Consider the following 17,375-nt stretch of genomic DNA (forward strand, 5'->3'; position numbering starts at 1 on the left):
AAGACCGGGCTTGACGGGTTACTTCTGGGAGGGGACCACGCCGGGCTGGTTGGTGGTTGAGGGGGGTTGTGGCTGTTCGCCTTCCGAGGGGATGGGGCCGGTGACACCCGGTTGGCCGCCCGGATCCGGAAGCGGCACGGGGGGTTGTGCCGGGTCTGGAATCTGCTGTTGAGGTGGTGGCGAGGGCAAGGGTGGCGGGGCCTGCTCGGTCGGCGGAGCCGGTGCGGGCGGTGGCGGGGGTGGGGCCTGTTGCGTCGGGGGAGGCTCCGGTGGGGGCGCCTGTTGGGTTGACGGTGCAGGTGCCGGCTGCGTCGAGGGCGGCGCCTGTTGCGTAGTCGGCGGCGCAGGTTGCGTGGGGGGTGGTGCCTGCTGCTCCGTTGTCGGCGGTGGTGCGGGCTGCGTCGACGGCGGCGCCTGCGTGGTCGGCGGGGGCGTCGGCGTCGGGTCCGGAACCGGGCGCGGTGGGGTCGTAGTACTCGGTGGCGCTTGCGTTTCCGGCACCGATGGTGCGGGCGCCGACGGACGGCCGTTCGGCTGCTGGCCGTCGGGACGCTGCCCGTCCGGCTGATCCTGTTGTGGCGGTATGTATTCCGGTTGGATCGGCACCGTCCGCCGCTGCTGCGGCATGGTGGGCGCGGGCGCTACCTCCGCGGGCAATTGTGGGGGCGGCGGGAGCGCGGGAACGGCTTTGCCCGCCATGCCGTAGGCCGGTTTGTACACCATGTTCATGGCAAGCACGGCTTCTTGGCGCAACGCCTCCTCGGCCATCTTCGCGTCGATGACGTGCGCTGCCTCGAGTAGTCGGGCCACCGCGCCGATGGGTCCGGAGGATCCGGGCGGGGCGACCGCGATCTTGACCGCCTCGGCCGCGGCGGCGACACCGCCGAGCCGGGCGCCCACTTGGCCCATGACGGCGGCCAGTTCGTCGGCCGAGGCCGCGAAGCTGCGGATGCTGGCGTACGCGGCGTCGGCGGCGGCACCCTTCCACTCCATCGAGTTCATCACCCGGTCCACGCTGCCTCGGGTGAGTGGGAAGGAGGTGCTGACCGTGCCCGCCGCCTCCAGCCAGGCGACGGAGGCGCGCAGGATCTCGGCGGCGTCGATCTGCTGGGCCTTGGCGTAGATCTCTTCGTGGCGCATCGACTCGAAATGCTCCATCGAGCTGATGTAGTCGGGATCGGTGCCGGTCATCGCGGGATCCTCGAGGCGACGGCGCGCAGGGCGGCGGCGTTGGCGGCGTCGGCTTCTTCGAGTAACCCACCGCTGATGAGAAACGCCTCTTTCATGCGGTAGGCCGCCTCGATGTAGTGATCTAGCAACGTGGCGGCATCCCGCGCTTTGTGATTGAACCCAGCCTGTAATTGCTGCGCCGACACGAATCCACCGAATCCGCCCAGCTCCGAGGCGGTTTCGAGGCGTTGTTGCAGATGAATGAGCCGTTCGGCCTGCTGGTCGTACATCTCGGCGCAGCGCCGGGCCGCCGCCGGATCGAATTGGACGGTGCCTGCCTGGGCCGCTTGCTTGAACCGGACGATATCGGCTCGGCTGGTCTCGATCGTCATCGCACACCCCTGAGATGGTCGGTCCGACTCAGACTAGCCCGTAGCCCCGCTCGCGGGCACCAGTGGTTATCGGTCGGCATCATCAAAGCGGTCAGGTTCCGATGCGCTTCTGCAGTTGTGCGCCGATCTGTTCGGCCGAGGCGGGCGTGATGTGAACTTCCTTGCCTGCCCGCAGGAGATACCGTCCGTCACCCTTGACGTCGAACCAGGTGTAGTGAATCGGCGGCGGCGGAGCGGGCCGATCAAGGCCGGGCTCGATCCGGATATGACCTTCGGCGCTGTGCGGTTTCAGCAGCAGCTTGCGAATGCGCGGCGCGGTCGGCTGCTGCGCGACCACCACTTCCTCGTCGCGGACGGCGTCGGTCGGCGCCACCCTGGCCGGCTCCTTGCCGGGTGGCGCGGCGGGCAGCAGTCCGGCGATCCGGTTGCCCAGCTTGCCGCTGTGCCCGATCGAGAGGCGAACCCGCCCGCCGAAATCGGGGGACGAGCCGGGTTCCTGCACGGCGAGCACGGCTCGGTCGAAGATCGCCGCGGCAAGCAGCCGGATCTCGCTGCCTGGCGTGTGCGTGCCGCCGATCGCCACGATCCTGGTGTGCGGTGTGGCCAGGATGCGCAGGCAGGCGCTGAGGTCGGGGTCGGCGCCGAGCGGCAGCCGCTCCTCCAGCGTCGCGCGCAGCGTGTCGGCCTCGTCCTCGGTGCGCGGCGTCTCCAGGATGCGCAGCGGATACGGGTGCCGATCGAGGTCGGTTTCGCGCCAGAGGTGGGCGAACTCGTCCGGAGTGAAGGTCCAACTCACCGCCCGAATCACATCCTCACCGAACCCACCGAAACTGCTTCGTAGCTTAACGGTCGTCGCGCGCATCGGCGGCTGCCGCACCGAGCACCTAGGATTGTGGGCTAACACTGCGGTGAAATCTCGGATATATCCATACAACCCCTTAGTTGTGCTCTGCCCGAACGAGCCGGTGCGTGGTGCTTCGGCGTAACGATCAGGGGTGATGGGAGCATGCCGTGCAGGTGCTTGGACCATGGACCGATATCGCGACGATCGCCGCCGTCGGTGGCGGTAAAGCGCGCGGTCTGCACCGTCTGGGGGAGTGCGGTTTTCGCGTTCCGGACTGGACCGTGCTCGGCACCGACGCCTTCGCGCGGTTCGCCACCGAAGCCGGCCTCGCATCGAAAGTGACTGAGATCACACTGCTGGAAGATCTGGACGCGGCGCTCGCCGCCGGTGCCGCCGTGCGAGCCGACATCACCGCGACACCGCTGCCGAACGAGCTTCGCGAGCTGATCGCCGAGGCCTACGGGCGGCTCGGCGACGGCCCGATCGCGGTCCGGTCGTCGGTGGTCGCCGAGGACGGGCCGGAGCACTCGTACGCGGGCCAGTTCGATTCCTTTCTGAACGTCAACGGGGTCGACGCGGTGCTCGACCGGGTGCGCGACTGCTGGGCGTCGGCCTTCTCGGAGCGGTCGCTGCGCTACGCCTTCGCCAACAAGCAACCGCGAGCGGGCGCGATCGCCGTTGTGCTGCAACGCTTGATCGCGGCGCGGGCCAGCGGCGTGCTGTTCACGGCCAATCCGATCAGTGGGGCGCGCGACGAACTGGTTGTCAGCGCGGTCTACGGGCTCGGTGAGGGCCTGGTATCGGGTGCGGTGGACGCCGACTCCGTGGTGGTCGACAAATCCTCCGGCGCGGTGCTGGAAACCGTGCTCGGCGACAAGGACCGGTCGTACCTGGCCGAGGGCGCGCAGGGTTACGCGATCAGCCCGGTCGACGCGGAACAGCGCGAGCTGCCCGTACTGACCGACGCCGAGCTCACCGAGCTCACCGAACTGGGCCGCAAGCTGGAGGTCGAGTTCGCCGCCCCGCAGGACGTGGAATGGGCGATCGACGACGACGGACTCTGGTTCCTCCAGTCGCGCCCGATCACCACGGTGCTCGGTGCCGCGCCCGGCGCGATCATCCGCGGCGCGGGCGAGGTGGTGCCCGACGGCGAACAGCGAATCTGGGACAACTCCAACATCATCGAGAGCTTCAACGGCCTCACCTCGCCGCTGACGTACACCACCGCCGCCGACATCTACGGCCGGGTGTATCACGGCTACGCGAAATCCCTCCGCGTCCCGGACGCGCAGCTGCGGCAGACCGAGCGGTGGACTCCGGTGCTGCTCGGCTACTTTCACGGCCGCGTCTACTACAACCTGCTGCACTGGTATCGGATGGTCGGCATCGCGCCGGGATATCCACTGAACCGGAAGGTGCTGGAGGCCGCGCTCGGAGTGGCCGAGCCGCTGCCCGACGACGTCGCGAAGACGTTGCGCCCGTTCACCTTCGGGAACCCGCTGAGTCGACTGCGCTCACGCTCGGTGACCACCCTGACCTATCTGCGACGGCTGTTCGGCATCGACGCCGTCGTCGAACAGTTCATGACCGACTTCTACCGCGTCTACGACGAATACGAAGCCATCGACTACACCACGCTGTCCGGCGCCGAAGCCTATGCGGCGTACCGGAAGGTGGATCGCGACCTGGTGGAACGCTGGGGCCCGCTGATGGTGCTCGACGCGATCCTGTTGACCTGCACCGGGTTGATGTTCCTGCTCACCAAGCTGCTGCTGCCGAAGGCGCCGGAGTGGTTCCTGTACGCGGTGGTCGGCCCGGGCGGCGACGTCGAGTCCGCCGAACCCGCCCGCGCGATGAAGGCCCTCGCCGACGTGGCCCGCGCCGATCCGGAGCTGACCGCGCTGGTGAATTCGACTGCACCGGAACAGATTTACCCGGCGCTGGCCAACCATCCGGATTTCCGCGCCGAGGTCGACGCCTACATCGCTCGCTGCGGCTATCGAAGCCTGGACGAACTCAAACTGGAAACACCCGACCTGCGCGAAGACCCGGCGAGCCTGTTCATCATGCTGCGCAGCGCCCTGCCGGACGCACCGCTCGGCCATCGCGACGAGGCCGAGGAGTATCTCGACGCACATCTGCGCGGTATCCGGCGCCGCGTCTATGAACGCTTGCGCGGCAAGGTCTCCCGCTGCGCCGCGCATCGTGAGCGGCTGCGGTTCTGCCGGACCAGGGCCTTCGGCATGGTCAAACGCATGATCCGGGTGATGGGCCGCGACCTGGCCGAGCGCGGCGTCCTCGACGAGTTCTCCGATGTGTTCTACCTGACCGTGCAGGAGCTGCGCGGCTGCTACGAAGCGGCCGACACCACCGACCTGCGCGATCTCGTCGGCGCGCGAAAGGCGCAGCGCGCCAAGGACGCAGGCTTGGTCGCTCCGGCCAGATTCGTCACCACCGGGTCGGCGTTCGGCCGGGCCGAACTGGCGAGCCAGGGCTGGGTGCCGCGCACCGATACCCCGGCCGCCGAGGCCGGGACCGTGCTCGCGGGCACGCCGTCGGCCTCCGGCATCGTCGAGGGCACCGCCGTCGTGGTGGACGAGCCACGCGACGTCGCGGGTGGCATTCTGGTGGCATATCGGACCGATCCCGGCTGGGTGGCCGCACTGCCCTCGGCGTCGGCTTTGGTCATCGAGCGCGGCAGTCCGCTCACCCATGTCGCGATCGTGGCGCGGGAACTGGGGGTGCCCACGGTGGTCCAGGTCGAGGACGTCACCACCAAGGTGCGGACCGGCGCGCGGATCCGGGTCGATGGCACGAACGGGACCGTCACGGTGCTGGCCGAAGGAGATGTCCGCGATGAATCATGACGAAGACGTTGCGGCCGTACGCGATTGGCTAGCCGCCCCGGCCGAGGGAGCCGGGATCTATCTGGCCGACGAGGCCGACGGCTGGGCATATCGGAGCTACGCCGAACTGGCCGACCTCACCTGGTCGATCACCGCGGTGATGCGGCAGCACGGGATGGGCAGCGGCGACGGCGCCTGCGTCATCATGCCGACCGGATTCCCCTGCGTCGCCGCGTTCTACGCGGTCTGGGCGTGCGGCGGCGTCTTCACGCCGGTCGCGCCGCCGATGTTCGGCGATCTCGATCAGATCATCGCGCACATCGCCGCCATTCTGACCCGGGCGAAACCCCGCTTGGTGGTCACCTCGACGGAGTTCGAGCAGCTGGTGCGGCAGGCGGCGACGGCGGCAGGGCGCGCCGACGAACCCGTGGTGATCGACGCGTCCACACTGCGCGCCCCCGCGGAGCGCGTGTTCGGCGCTCCGGACGAGTGCGCGCTGCTGCAATTCACCTCCGGTTCCACCGCCGCCCCGCGTGGGGTGCGGGTGAGCTGGCACAACCTGGCGAACAATATCGCGATGATCTCCGCCCTGGTCGAGTGGCGCAGCGGCGAGGCGATGGTGTCCTGGCTGCCGCTCTATCACGACATGGGTCTGGTCGGCGCGTTCCTCACCACCGTCACCAACCAGGGCGATCTGTACCTGATGCGCCCGGACCAGTTCGTCCGCGACCCCGCGCGCTGGCTGCGCGCGATGGCGCACGCCCAGCATTCGCCGTCGCCGTCGTTCGCGCTCGGCTATGTGGCGCATCGGGTTTCGCCCGAGGAGATCGCCGATCTCGACCTCTCCGGCTGGCGCACGCTCGCCGTCGGTTCGGAGCCCGTCGAGGTGACCGATCTCCAGTCGTTCGCGAATCTCACCGGGCCACGTGGCTTTTCGATGAGCGCCTACACGCTGGCCTACGGGTTGGCGGAGTCGACGCTGATGGTCACCTCGTCGGCACGGCATCGGCCGATCACCGCCCTGCGCATCGACACTCCGACGCTGCGCTTCGGCGAACCCGCCACCATCCTCGATCGGGAACTGCTCGACGACACCCATCGCGTGGCCGGCGCGGGCTGGATCACGGGCCTCGGATACTCGACCCCGGAGTCGACCGTCACGGTGGTGGACGAGGACGGGCGCACGCTACCCGACGGCACGCTCGGCGAGATGGTGGTGGTCGGCGACTCGGTGGCGCTGGGCTACTCCGACGAGTCCGAGGGCGCGTCCACCAGGATCATCGACGGCGCGCTGTATACGGGTGACGCCGGATTCCTGCATCGCGGTGAGGTATTCGTGCTCGGCCGGATGGGGTCGAGCCTGAAGGTGCGCGGGCGTTCGGTGTTCATGGAAGACATCGAGTCCCGCGTCGCCCAGGAAACCGGTATCACCAAGGGCAAACTCGCCGCCGTCGCGATCACCGAACCCGGTGATCAAGGGATCGCGCTGTTCGCGGAGGCCAAGCCTGGCGACTGGATCCCCGAGGCGCGCAGGATCATTCGCAGCGAGCTGGGACCCGCTCAGACGGCCGTGGTTATCACCGGGCCGCGCGGCATCATTCGGCGCACGTCGAGTGGCAAGCCGCGCAGGCGTCACATGTGGGAGCAGTTCCGCGGCGGATCGCTGACGGACGCCGTCGTGCACGAGCCGGAGGCTGCCCGCTACTCCGCTGCCGATAGTTCCGACGACCAGCAGGCGGCCCCTCGGTCCGGCGAAAGCGTGGAGCGAGTGCCGACCGACCTCCCTGAACCGACCCTGGCGGCCGAGCGGGTCCGCCAGCTGCTCGACCAGGCGCTGGAAATCGTTGACGTGCCTGCGGATTCGACCATCCTGTTCGAGGGGTCGCTGGCCGAAGGGTTCGGGAACGCGGGATCCGATGTGGACTTCCTGGTGCTCGCGCCCGGCAACGAGGAGCTGCCCACATTGCCGACGGTGCTGTTCATCGACGGCCGCCGGGTCGAGGTGCGCACGCGCTCGGAGTCGCAGCTGCGTCGTCAGCTCGAACAGGTGGCGAAGGCCGCCACCGTGGCCGAGCTCGACGAGGATCTGCTCAATCGGTGTCAGCGGTTCCTGCGGGCGACCGTGATCCGACCGGGCGGCCCGGACGTCGACGACTTGCGCGCGCTGTTGCCGCACCCCACGTTCATGACGCTGATCGCGGACTGGTGGACCGCGCGGGCCGTGCAGGCCCTGCGCTACGCCGTCGCGCTGCGCACGCTGAAGGCCCGCGACGAGGCGATCGACTGGGCCCGCGACGGCTTGCTCCAGGCCATGAAGGGTTGGGCCGCCCGCCGGGGCGAGAGCTACCTGGAGACCAAATGGCTTCCGCAGCAATTGGATCGGATCGGCACTGCCGAAATCGTCGACCGTTACCGTGATCTCAGTGATCCGGGAGCATGGGCGGGCGACGACAACTACGGCGACACACCGCAGGGTGCGCTCGGCGATGCGACGGCGCGAGCGCTGTCCGAACAGGCCACCTGGAATCAGGTGCTCGAACTCGCCGCCGAGCTCGGTGTCGAGGGTGTCGTCGACGATCCCGACCAGATCATATTTGCGAGGGTGCCCGGCGTCACCACCTGGACCATCGGCGGGCGCGTGCATGTAGTCCGCGGTGACAGTGAAGTTTTCGCCCTCTCGGACAACGGTGCCCGCGCCTGGCGTTCGGTGGTGTTCCGCCATTCGCTCGCCGCGGTGCTGGCTCGCGCACCGCACGACGACACCGCCGAGCTGGCCGAGTTCGTCCGGCTCGGCTTCGTCGGCTTGCAGTGGCGCCGTGGTGAACTGCTCACGCCCGCGCTGGCCATGTGTAAGCCGGTGCGGCCGTACACGCCGGTGCCGTCCGCGACGGCGCCGGCACTCGGGGTGAACGGCGCCGCGCGCGAGGACACGATCGCGACCCTCTCGCCACTGCCCGCGCGGCGGTTCACCGAGTGCGCATTGAATCTGGTGTGGTCGAACATCGTGCTGGAGAACGCGCGCGAGGATCTCGCGGGTGCCGTCAAGAACGGCCAGGGTGCCGTCGCCGACATTGCCGCGCATCGGATGATCGCCATGGGAGTGCGGGTGGTGTTGTCCGCCTTCGGCATTCACCCACTGCCTGCGGACGTCGCAGCGTCGGCGACCCTGCGCCGCCTGGTGCCTGCCAACGCCGCGTCGCGCGAGGAACTGCTCGCGCGGCTGGAATCGGCTCGGCAGGTGCGGTTCTCGGAGACCGACGACGCCGTGGCCGGGCTCGCGGCTCTCGACGACTTCGTCACGTTGGTCCGCTCCATCGCCGCTGACCCGGCCGCGACAGGGTTTCCGGCCTCGTTCGACTCGCGAGAACAGTGGCGGCGCACCCTGGCCATCGGCTACGACTGGCTGCGCATCGCGGGCTACCTCGACACCGACCTGCCGCTCGACGAGGCTCGCGACCTGCTGGCCTCCGGTGGGCAGCAACCGCACCTGCGCGACGAGGCGGTGCGGTCATGACCGCCGACGCCGCGGTGGCCGAGCGGGTGCGCAAGCTGGTGTACGCCATGGCGCCGGACCCGCAAGGCCCGGCGGAAGACAGTCAACGGCTCATCGAGGACCTGGGTTTCGACTCGCTGCGGTTGATGGAGTTGACCGTGGTGCTCGAGCGGTCCTTTGGCCTGCCGCGCTACCAGCCGGAACAACTCGTCGGCGTGCGCCGGGTCGGCGAGGTCATCGGCCTGGTCGCTACCGCGCTGGACGCAGGAGATCAGTCATGAGCGCGCGAATGAACCAGCGGCACGGCGCCCCCTCGCGCACGACCGCCCCGAGCGTCGGCGAGGCGGCGGCATGAGCGGGCGCGATACTGTATTAGTCACCGGCGCAACAGGTCTCGTCGGTGCGGAGGTGGTGGCCCGGCTGGCCGCCGCGAGCCGACCGGTCGCGGCGGTGCTGCACCGCAATTCGTGCATCGTCCGTAACGACGGCACGGCGCTCGGCGCGGGTAGCCCGGTCGCGGGCGACATCCGCAGCCCCGGATTCGGGCTGTCCCAGCGCGATTCCGCGGATCTGTCCGAGCGCGTCGGCGTCATCGTGCATTGCGCCGCTACCACCGCGTTCGATGCCACCGCACAGGATTACGACGAACTCAATGTCCGCGGCACCGCCAACGCGATCGCACTCGCCAAGGCCTGGGATGTCCCGCTCGTGCACGTCAGCACGGCCTACGTCTGTGGAAGGCGCGGCGGCACCATCGCCGAGGACGCACTCGATGCGGGCCAGTCCTTCGGAAACGGCTACGAGCAGAGCAAGTTCCGCGCCGAACAGCTGGTGCGTGCGGCGGGCGCGCAGGGCCTGCGCTGGGCGATCGTGCGGCCCGGCATCGTGACCGGTGCGAGCGGCACCGGCGTGATCCGCGAGTACAAGAACCTCTACACCGTGGTCAAGCTCATGGTCGAGGGCAAACTGCGCTCACTGCCCGGCCGGTACGACGCCACGCTCTCGCTGGCGCCGGTCGACCACGTCGCCGAGGTGGTCGCCGCCGCCGTACTGGATTTCGAATCGGCGACCGGCCGTACGTTTCACGCGCTCGGCCGGGACACACTGTCGCTGCGCGAGGTCTCCGACGTCTTCGCCGAATACCCCTCGTTCGAGGTCGCGACCTTCGTCCCCGCGACGACGTTCCACGAAGACGATCTCGGCGCCATCGAGCGGGAGTACTACCGGCGCATCGGCTCGCTGTACACCAGCTACTTCGAGCGTCGGCTGGCTTTCGACACGTCGAACGCCGAAGTGCTGCTGGGCAGATCGTCGCCGTCGACCGGAAAGGAGTATCTGCGGGTGCTGCTGGACTACTGCCTGGAATCCGGATACCTCGGGGTGCCCTTACCGTCGATCGAGGAAGTGCTGGCGGGCAACGACTTCGGCGGAGCGGACCGGTGACGGCCCCGCTGGGTGAGCTGCTCGCCGCGCTGACGCCGCAGCGGGAAAAGGTGGCGGCCTATGTCGGTGACACCTATGTGCAGGAGACCGTGGACCAACTCGATCGCCTCGGTGTCGATGCCGCGAAGTTCGCCAAGGCGCACTCGATGCTGCTGCTGAAGCCGGACGCCATTGTCGCCCGATCCGTCGAGCCAACACTGAAGTGGCTGGCGGACAACGAATTCCGAGTCGTCTCCGCTTTCCGGGTAGCGGTCGACCGGCATTTCGCCCGCGCGCTGTGGTACTTCGCCTGGAACATCGCCTCACCCGAGCGCCGCCGCCTGGCCGACCTGCTCGTCGGCATCTCCGACGTGCTGGTGCTCGTCGTGCGCGGCGAAGACGCGGAACTGCCGGTCCCGGTGCGCCTTACCGAGGCCAAAGGCCCGACCGACCCGCGTAAACGGCGTCCGGGCCAGCTGCGCCAGCTGCTCGGCCTGCACAGCTACCTGTTGAATCTGGTGCATTCGCCCGACGACCCCGCCGATGTGCTGCGGGAGCTCGCCATCTACCTGGACGAGCAGCGTCGGGCGGCGGTGATCGCGGAGGCGGGCGCGGGCATCGATCGCTCGGCCGACGCCCGCGCGCTCGCGAAAGACCTCTACGCGCAGACACCCGCTCGCAGCTTCGACCGTACGGTCGCGGTTGAGCGGATTCTGCGCGACCTCGACGCGGCCGGCGCTCCGGCCGCACCCGGATTCGACCCCCGGGCCGACGCGGACTGCGCGCAGCTGCTGTATGCCGCGTGGGCCGACGGCAGGGAACTCGATCCGTGGTCGGTGATCGTGCTCGGGTCCTATGTACTCCCGATGCGGGTCGGCACGCAGCCGCAAACGCTGCGTCCGGTGTCCGCGAAAGACTGGCTGGAGGAACAACCGTGACGGCGAACGTGGAAACGGTGAAGACAGCGACTCATCTGCGCACGATCTCGCGCGAGCTGGCGCACCGGTGCGCGGTGTCCGAGGTGTTCGTCACCTCGCTCGACACCGTGGCCGAGGACGAGTTCGTGGTCGGCGCCCAATTACCGAGGATGCACGCCTACTACAGCGACCACCTCGGCTCACTCGCACTGCGGCACGACCCGCTACTGGTGATGGAGGCCGCCAGACAGGCGGCGATCGCGCTGAGCCACGAGTTCTACGGCGTCCCCGCCGACATGGCGTTCATCGTGCGCACCTTCAACGGCACCGGCGCGGACACTCCGGCATGGGAAATCGGTACCGCGCCCGCCGATCTCGTGATGCGGGTGCGGGTGCCACGCAGGCACGTGCGGGGTGAGCGGGTGCAGGGACTGGACATGGTGCTCGAAATCGACTGCGGCGCGGAGTCGATGATGACCGTCGACGGCTCGTTCTCCTGGATGACGCCGCGGCAGTGGACCGCGCTGCGCGCGGCCTTCCGCAAGAGCCTCGGCCTCGGCGAGTATCTCGGCGCCTCGGCGCTCGCCGATCGTGCGGTCGCGGCCGAGGTGGGGCGGGAGAACTGGCGCAACGTCGTGATCGCCGCGCCACACGTGTCCGGCACCACCGCCCGCGCCACGCTGGTGCCCGATCTCGGCCATCCGTTCCTGTTCGATCACCAACTCGATCACGCGCCGGGGAGTCTCTTGATCGAGGCGTGCAGGCAGACCGCGCTGGCCATGGTGTTGCACCGAGCGCCCCGATTGGAGTGCGTCGGTAGCGCTTTCGAGCGGTTCGTGGAGCTGGACCGTCCCGCGGAGTGCGTCGCGGAGATCACCGGGCAGCAGGCCGATCGGACGGTGATCCACTGCGAGATCCGGCAGTCCGACGCGGTCGCGGCCGAGGTCGATCTCGAATTCGCCGATGACGAACTGGGTTTCGATGCCGAGGTGCCGGCGGCCGAGCGCTGATGAGCACCGAACTGCTCACCACGACCCGCTCGTTTCGCCGCCGCCTCGATCTCAGCAGGCCGGTCGAGCGACGAGATCTGCTGGAGTGCCTGGATATCGCGGTGCAGGCACCGAGCGGCAGCAATCGGCAGCCGTGGCGCTTCCTCGTGGTGCAGGACCCGGAAACCAAACAGCAGATCGCGGAGTACTACCGAAAAGGCTTCGCCGCCAACCTGGCCGGGCGCACACCGCGACCAGATCAGCTCGGCGATCTGGCCTCCGGACAGTATCTGGCGGAGCATCTGTCCGAGGTGCCCGCGCTGGTGCTCGTCTGCTCGCTCGGCAGACTGCCGGAGTCCGCCCCACCACTGCGGTCGGCGAGCTTCTACGGCTCGATCTATCCCGCGGTGTGGAACTTCATGCTCGCCCTGCGCGAGCGCGGTCTCGGGTCCTGCCTGACGACCGCGCATCTGGCCTACGAACGCGAGGTCGCCGACCTGCTCGGCATCCCGTTCGACGAGGTGACCCAGGTGGCCATGGTCCCGGTCGCGCACCTGCTGCCCGGCCGCGACGGGCCGGGGCGGCGTACTCCGGCGGCCGAGGTGACCAGGTGGGATCGGTGGGCGTGAGCAGCCCGCTGGCGTCCGCCGCGCGGATCGCCCGATTCACCGCGGTGATGTACAAGCCGCATTACCTGCTGTACGGCGTGCTCTGGGTGCTCGCTCTCGAAGGCACGGCTTCGCTGGTGACACAGCCGGATTCGGCCTGGCGGCCCACCGGCGCCACGCTGGTCCGGATAGTGGTCGTCGCGTTCGTGCTGCTGTATCTGCGCATGGTCGATGAGCAGAAGGACCTCGAATACGACCGTGTGCACAATCCGGACCGCCCGCTGGTGACCGGTGCGGTGAGCGCTGTCGAACTTCGAGTCGCGATGGGCCTCATCGCGCTCGGGGCCGTTGCGGGCAGTCTGACGCTGTCGGTGGGTTCGGCCGTAATGATCGCTGTCGCTATGGCTTACGGGCTGGCCCTGTGGGGGCTGGAGTACCTGTTCGCGACGGTGCGCACCGACATCATGGTGAATCTGTTCGTCACCTATCCCGTGCAGCTACTCGTCACCGACTACGTGGTCGTCTCGGCGATCGACACCGGCGAGGTGCGCGCGGCGTGGCAGGCCGCGGCGGTGGCCGGTGTGTTCGCCGGTGCGTTCCTCCAGTTCGAATTCGCCAGGAAGACCTCGCGCGAACGCCGACCCGGCGAGCTGCTGTACTCGAATGCCCTGGGCGCCAAGGGAAGTACCGCGGCATCGCTGCTCTGCGCGGTCGCGGCGGTGCTGTGCGATATCGCGCTCGTCCGTCCGTGGGACCACTCGTCGCTGTTGGCCTGGCTCCCCGTCGCGCTGCTGTTGATTTCGGCCTTCGGCGCACTGCGGTTCCTGCGTGGTGACCGCGCCGACTATCCGGCTCTGCCTGCCGTCGTCTTCATCCTCGCGCTCTACCTCACTTTGATCGCACAGGCGCTGGCCTTGCCCTGACGCCCGAAACGGTGGCCGAAGCGACCGTCGTGTCCCGCGCGAATACGCCTCGGGTCTGGTGGAATAGCGCCGGGGGACGCTTCACGCCGATGCGGCGACCGGGCCGGATACCGGGACGATTGTGCACACTCACGAGGAAGGGATCTATGTGAGCGAGCGTAAGCGAGGCCGAGTCGTACGAACCCTGTTACGTCGCACCATCGGGGTCGGCTGCCTACTCGTGCTCACCTGCGGCATGGTGATCGGCACCGCGAACGCCGACCCCGGCGCCTGCTTCATCGATCGCGGGGTGACCGACGCCATCGCCCGCTGCCACGAAGGCAACGGATCCTCCGTCTTACAGGTCGAATGTCTCGGCATGAGTGCCGCTTCGAGCCCGGACGGCCCGATCTTCGGCCCCTACTCCGGCACCGATTCCGTACCGTCCGCGGTCGGCCAGCCCATGCGCGCCTCGTGCGTGACCACCAGCACGCTGGGCATCACTACCCGCGCTTTCGTCTCGGACACCTAGAAACATCGCTCGGTGTACCCACGGGTCGCGAACCTCAGGCGGCGATCCGCACCGCGCCGACCATGACCGTCGCGTACCGCACGGTGAAACTGCCGCCCACCGCGTCGACAGCGGCGCCGAGGCCCGCCAGCACCTCGTCCAGCACGGGCTGGGGGAGCCGGGTAGTGGCGCTGGTGGTCGCCGAGAAATCCAGCCACTCCTCGCGGGTGTAGCGCTGTTCCCAATCGAATTGCCACCGCTGCGGCTCGCTGAAGGCACCCGATCGGCGGATGCCGTCGGCGGCTTTGTCGCACATCGCCGCGTACATCGCAGCGGGGGAGGTCGGGGGCATGCGGAAGAACGGGGAGTCGGGGACCGCCCGGCGGTAGACCTCGGCGAAGGTCTCGCCGAGGTCGGGCGGTGGCTGACTTACGTTCCAGAACAGGGCAAGTCGGCCGCCGGGCCGTAGCGCCTCGGCCGCCTTGGCCGCGCCGGCGACGGGGTCCACCCAGTGCCACGCTTGCCCGGAGACGACGGTGTCGAAGGTGCGCCCCGCGGGGTCCCAGGCCTCGAAGGTGGCCACTTCGACCTCGGTGCCGTCGCGGCGCGCGAATTCGGCCATCCGTTCGTCGGGTTCGACGCCGAGGACGGTGCAACCGGCGGCTCGGCATTGCCGGGCAACGATGCCGGTGCCGACGCCCACATCGAGGAAGTCGCGTCCAGGGCTCGCGGCGACGATCGCTTGCACCAGCGCGTCGGGGTAGCGGGGTCGGGAACGGTCGTAGCGCTCGGTGTCGACGCCGAACGACTCGGCTGTCTCGCGGGCCTGATGGGGCTCCGGTGACGACGGTATAGTGGGCATGTGCCCACTATAAGTGGGCGGATGCCCACTGTTCAACCGTTTCGGGCTCGACGACAAGGAGAAGAACACGGTGCCAACCGGAGTGGCCATGCGCGACGTACGCGACCAGCTGTTCGACGCCGCCGAACGCATCCTGCTGCGGGACGGGCCGAGCGCGCTGACCAGCCGGGCGGTCACCACCGAGGCAGGCTGCGCCAAAGGGGTGCTGCACCGGCACTTCACCGACTTCGACGCCTTCCTGGCCGAGCTCGTGCTGGACCGCATCGCGCGGATCGGCCGGCAGGCTGCCGTGCTACGCGAAGCCGCGGGTACCGGCACGGTCGTCGGCAATCTCAGCGGTGCGCTGACCGAGGTGTTCGGAACGGTCGCCGTGTCGATCGTCAGCCTCGTCACCTTCCGGGACGAGTTGCGCGCGAGGCTGCGTCGATCCAGGCCCACGGGTGTCCCATTGCTCGCGGAAGCGACGGCGATGATCGCCGACTATCTCGACGCCGAGCGCGAGCAGGGACGCGTCGTGGCCGAGGCCGACGTGGAAGTGTTGGCGCCCACTCTGATCGGGGCCGGGCATCTGCTGTTCGCCGACCGGACGGGGCCGCCGCCGACCGCCGAAGCCGTCAGCAAGGTCGTGACCACGGTCATCGCCGGGGCGCTGGCACCTTAAGTGGGTTCGGCCTCGAGAATGTTGTCCGGTGACACCGTGGGGATCACGCGCGTCAGCTCGAACCCGTAGCGCGCCAGGAACTTCCGGTACTCCTCGGCGGTCCGCTCACGACCGCCGGTATTCACCAGCATCTCGAGATCGATGAACTTGCCGGGATGCGGACGGGTGTGCTCGGGGACGACCAGCTCGATGATCACCAGGCGGGCATCGGGTTTCATCGCCGCGCGGACCGTCGTCAGGATTCGTCCCGCGTCGTCCTCGGTCCAGTCGTGCAGGATGTGCTTGAGCAGATAGGCGTCGCCGCCCTGCGGTACGGCGTCGAAGAAGGAGCCGGCCTCGATCGCGCAGCGGTCGGTCAGCCCGAGCTCGGCCAACCGGCCCGGCGCTGACGCCAGCACCTCCGGCAGGTCGAACAGGATGCCCGTGGATCGTGGTGCGCGGCGCAGGATTTCGGTGAGCAACGCGCCTTCGCCGCCGCCGACATCGACCAGGGTGTCGAAGGTGCCGAAGTCGTAGGCTGCGAGCAAGGGGGTGAGCGACAGGCTGCCGATGCTGGTCATCGCGTTGTCGAACAACGTGCCGAGCTCACGATCGGTCCGCGCGTGCTCGAAGAACGACATGCCGTGCAGCGCCTCGCCGACCGGCTTGCCGGTGCGGACCGCGTCGACGAGATGCGACCAATTGTCCCGGTGGATCGGCGAACCGAAGAACAGGGCGGCGTCGCGCAGGGTGACATCGCTGTCCCGTTGCAGCGCTCTGGCCATCGAGGTGAGGGCATATCTACCGTCTCGGCGCCTGGTGAAGATGCCGTGGCTGATCAGGAGCCGCAGCAGCCGATGCAGTGCGTCCTCGTCGGCTCCGACGGTCCGTGCCAGCTCGGCACCGCTGCGCGGCCCGTCCGCGAGCGCATCGGCGATGCCGAGTTCGGCGGCGGCGTGGATCGCCTGCGTCAACCACCCGGCGGCCAGCAGTTCCATCACCGCGAGTTGTCCCGGCACCAGCTTGCGATACGCGACGGACAGACCGTTGCGCACCAGTTCGACAGCCCGAACCAGCGCTGGCGGTGGCATTCTCGGGTGCTCGGGTGCCATGGGAGTCTCCATCCGCTCGACGGCAGGCACTATGCCACCAAGCAGCGTACGGGTCTGCCGCTCGTCATGGGTCGAAGCGGCGGCCGTCCCGCAATGCAGTCGGCGTCGTCAGAATCGCCAGCGGGTCGCGCCACCCGGCTCCACCGTGGCGAGTGCCATCGCGGTCTCGACGGTGATGCGGTAGACGTGCCAGGGCGGCGGCCCCGCGGACGGCGCGCTGTATTCGGCGGTGAGCGCCAGCCCGGTGTCGTCGACCCGCGCGGGCCAGCCGTCCGCGGCGTAGCGGGCGGCGACGTCGGCCACCGCCGCCGGGTCGGTCACCTGGGCTGCCGTGCCGTTGACGGTGAGGTCGAAGTCGTGGGTGGCGATGCTGATCGCGCAGCGCGGATCGCGAGCGATATTGCGGGCCTTGCGTGTTCGCGCGCCGGTGGTGAACCAGAACGCCCCGTCGATCCACAGCGCACCGACCGCGGTCATGTGCGGACTGCCGTCGGGATTGATGGTGCTCAACCAGTAGGTGTGCCGGTTCGGCCCACCGGTGTCGGGCGCCTGGGGGATATTCGCGTCGAGTGCAGTCCGGATGGCCGCCCAATCCAGCGTCGGCAATTCGTAGAGCTCAGCGAGATTTTTGGTGTCCATACTGTGCTGACGATACGGCGGCGTCGAA

16 protein-coding genes are annotated in these 17,375 nt (G+C 68.8%); 10 read left to right on the forward strand and 6 right to left on the reverse strand.

Features of this window, described 5'->3' with window-relative positions; translation table 11 throughout:
- Window positions 1–18 precede the first annotated feature (18 nt).
- From ACIHA7_RS14950 to ACIHA7_RS14960, 3 genes are all read right to left on the reverse strand, one after another.
- Complete coding sequence (locus ACIHA7_RS14950) at window positions 19–1,191, reverse strand: hypothetical protein (RefSeq protein ID WP_397289573.1); 1,173 nt, start codon at window positions 1,189–1,191, stop codon at window positions 19–21.
- A complete protein-coding gene (locus tag ACIHA7_RS14955; protein ID WP_107654808.1) occupies window positions 1,188–1,562 on the reverse strand; it encodes a hypothetical protein in 375 nt (124 codons plus the stop codon). Before ACIHA7_RS14955 ends, ACIHA7_RS14950 begins: the two co-directional genes overlap by 4 nt.
- A 91-nt stretch (window positions 1,563–1,653) precedes the next feature.
- Complete coding sequence (locus ACIHA7_RS14960) at window positions 1,654–2,358, reverse strand: ESX secretion-associated protein EspG (RefSeq protein WP_397289575.1); 705 nt, start codon at window positions 2,356–2,358, stop codon at window positions 1,654–1,656.
- Window positions 2,359–2,573: 215 nt separating this feature from the next.
- Between ACIHA7_RS14960 and ACIHA7_RS14965 the strand changes: the two genes are divergently transcribed.
- The 9 genes from ACIHA7_RS14965 (at window position 2,574) to ACIHA7_RS15005 (ending at window position 14,115) form a co-directional block, all read left to right on the forward strand.
- Window positions 2,574–5,273 (forward strand): phosphoenolpyruvate synthase, encoded by a 2,700-nt coding sequence (locus ACIHA7_RS14965; protein ID WP_397289577.1) that lies wholly within the window; start codon window positions 2,574–2,576, stop codon window positions 5,271–5,273.
- Entirely contained in the window at window positions 5,263–8,766 is a 3,504-nt protein-coding gene (locus tag ACIHA7_RS14970) for an AMP-binding protein (protein ID WP_397289579.1), read from the forward strand. The genes ACIHA7_RS14965 and ACIHA7_RS14970 overlap by 11 nt, the downstream gene beginning before the upstream one ends.
- On the forward strand, window positions 8,763–9,026 hold the full coding sequence (locus tag ACIHA7_RS14975) for an acyl carrier protein (RefSeq protein ID WP_397289581.1): 264 nt from the start codon (window positions 8,763–8,765) through the stop codon (window positions 9,024–9,026). Before ACIHA7_RS14970 ends, ACIHA7_RS14975 begins: the two co-directional genes overlap by 4 nt.
- Before the next feature lie 70 nt (window positions 9,027–9,096).
- Complete coding sequence (locus tag ACIHA7_RS14980; protein WP_397289583.1) at window positions 9,097–10,188, forward strand: SDR family oxidoreductase; 1,092 nt, start codon at window positions 9,097–9,099, stop codon at window positions 10,186–10,188.
- Window positions 10,185–11,105 (forward strand): nucleoside-diphosphate kinase, encoded by a 921-nt coding sequence (locus tag ACIHA7_RS14985; protein WP_397289585.1) that lies wholly within the window; start codon window positions 10,185–10,187, stop codon window positions 11,103–11,105. Before ACIHA7_RS14980 ends, ACIHA7_RS14985 begins: the two co-directional genes overlap by 4 nt.
- The gene (locus ACIHA7_RS14990; protein ID WP_397289587.1) at window positions 11,102–12,094 is read left to right on the forward strand and encodes a ScbA/BarX family gamma-butyrolactone biosynthesis protein; all 993 of its coding nucleotides are present in this window, start codon (window positions 11,102–11,104) and stop codon (window positions 12,092–12,094) included. Before ACIHA7_RS14985 ends, ACIHA7_RS14990 begins: the two co-directional genes overlap by 4 nt.
- A complete protein-coding gene (locus ACIHA7_RS14995) occupies window positions 12,094–12,702 on the forward strand; it encodes a nitroreductase family protein (RefSeq protein ID WP_397289589.1) in 609 nt (202 codons plus the stop codon). The genes ACIHA7_RS14990 and ACIHA7_RS14995 overlap by 1 nt, the downstream gene beginning before the upstream one ends.
- Window positions 12,684–13,604 (forward strand): hypothetical protein, encoded by a 921-nt coding sequence (locus ACIHA7_RS15000; protein WP_397289591.1) that lies wholly within the window; start codon window positions 12,684–12,686, stop codon window positions 13,602–13,604. Before ACIHA7_RS14995 ends, ACIHA7_RS15000 begins: the two co-directional genes overlap by 19 nt.
- 148 nt (window positions 13,605–13,752) lie before the next feature.
- Window positions 13,753–14,115, forward strand: coding sequence for a hypothetical protein (locus ACIHA7_RS15005; protein WP_397289593.1), 363 nt, complete (start codon window positions 13,753–13,755; stop codon window positions 14,113–14,115).
- Window positions 14,116–14,149: 34 nt separating this feature from the next.
- Here ACIHA7_RS15005 and ACIHA7_RS15010 read toward each other — a convergent pair whose 3' ends face one another.
- Window positions 14,150–14,956, reverse strand: coding sequence for a class I SAM-dependent methyltransferase (locus ACIHA7_RS15010; RefSeq protein ID WP_397289595.1), 807 nt, complete (start codon window positions 14,954–14,956; stop codon window positions 14,150–14,152).
- Between the two features lie 70 nt (window positions 14,957–15,026).
- On the opposite strand from ACIHA7_RS15010, the gene ACIHA7_RS15015 reads away from it, so the two are divergent.
- On the forward strand, window positions 15,027–15,617 hold the full coding sequence (locus tag ACIHA7_RS15015) for a TetR/AcrR family transcriptional regulator (protein WP_397289598.1): 591 nt from the start codon (window positions 15,027–15,029) through the stop codon (window positions 15,615–15,617).
- On the opposite strand, the gene ACIHA7_RS15020 is transcribed toward ACIHA7_RS15015, so the two are convergent.
- A complete protein-coding gene (locus tag ACIHA7_RS15020; protein ID WP_397289600.1) occupies window positions 15,614–16,708 on the reverse strand; it encodes a methyltransferase in 1,095 nt (364 codons plus the stop codon). The genes ACIHA7_RS15015 and ACIHA7_RS15020 overlap by 4 nt on opposite strands.
- 108 nt (window positions 16,709–16,816) lie before the next feature.
- Complete coding sequence (locus tag ACIHA7_RS15025; protein ID WP_397289602.1) at window positions 16,817–17,347, reverse strand: pyridoxamine 5'-phosphate oxidase family protein; 531 nt, start codon at window positions 17,345–17,347, stop codon at window positions 16,817–16,819.
- Window positions 17,348–17,375 lie beyond the last annotated feature (28 nt).

Origin of the sequence: Nocardia sp. NPDC052316 (genome assembly GCF_044547795.1) — a bacterium.
In the GTDB taxonomy this organism is placed as follows: Bacteria; Actinomycetota; Actinomycetes; order Mycobacteriales; family Mycobacteriaceae; genus Nocardia.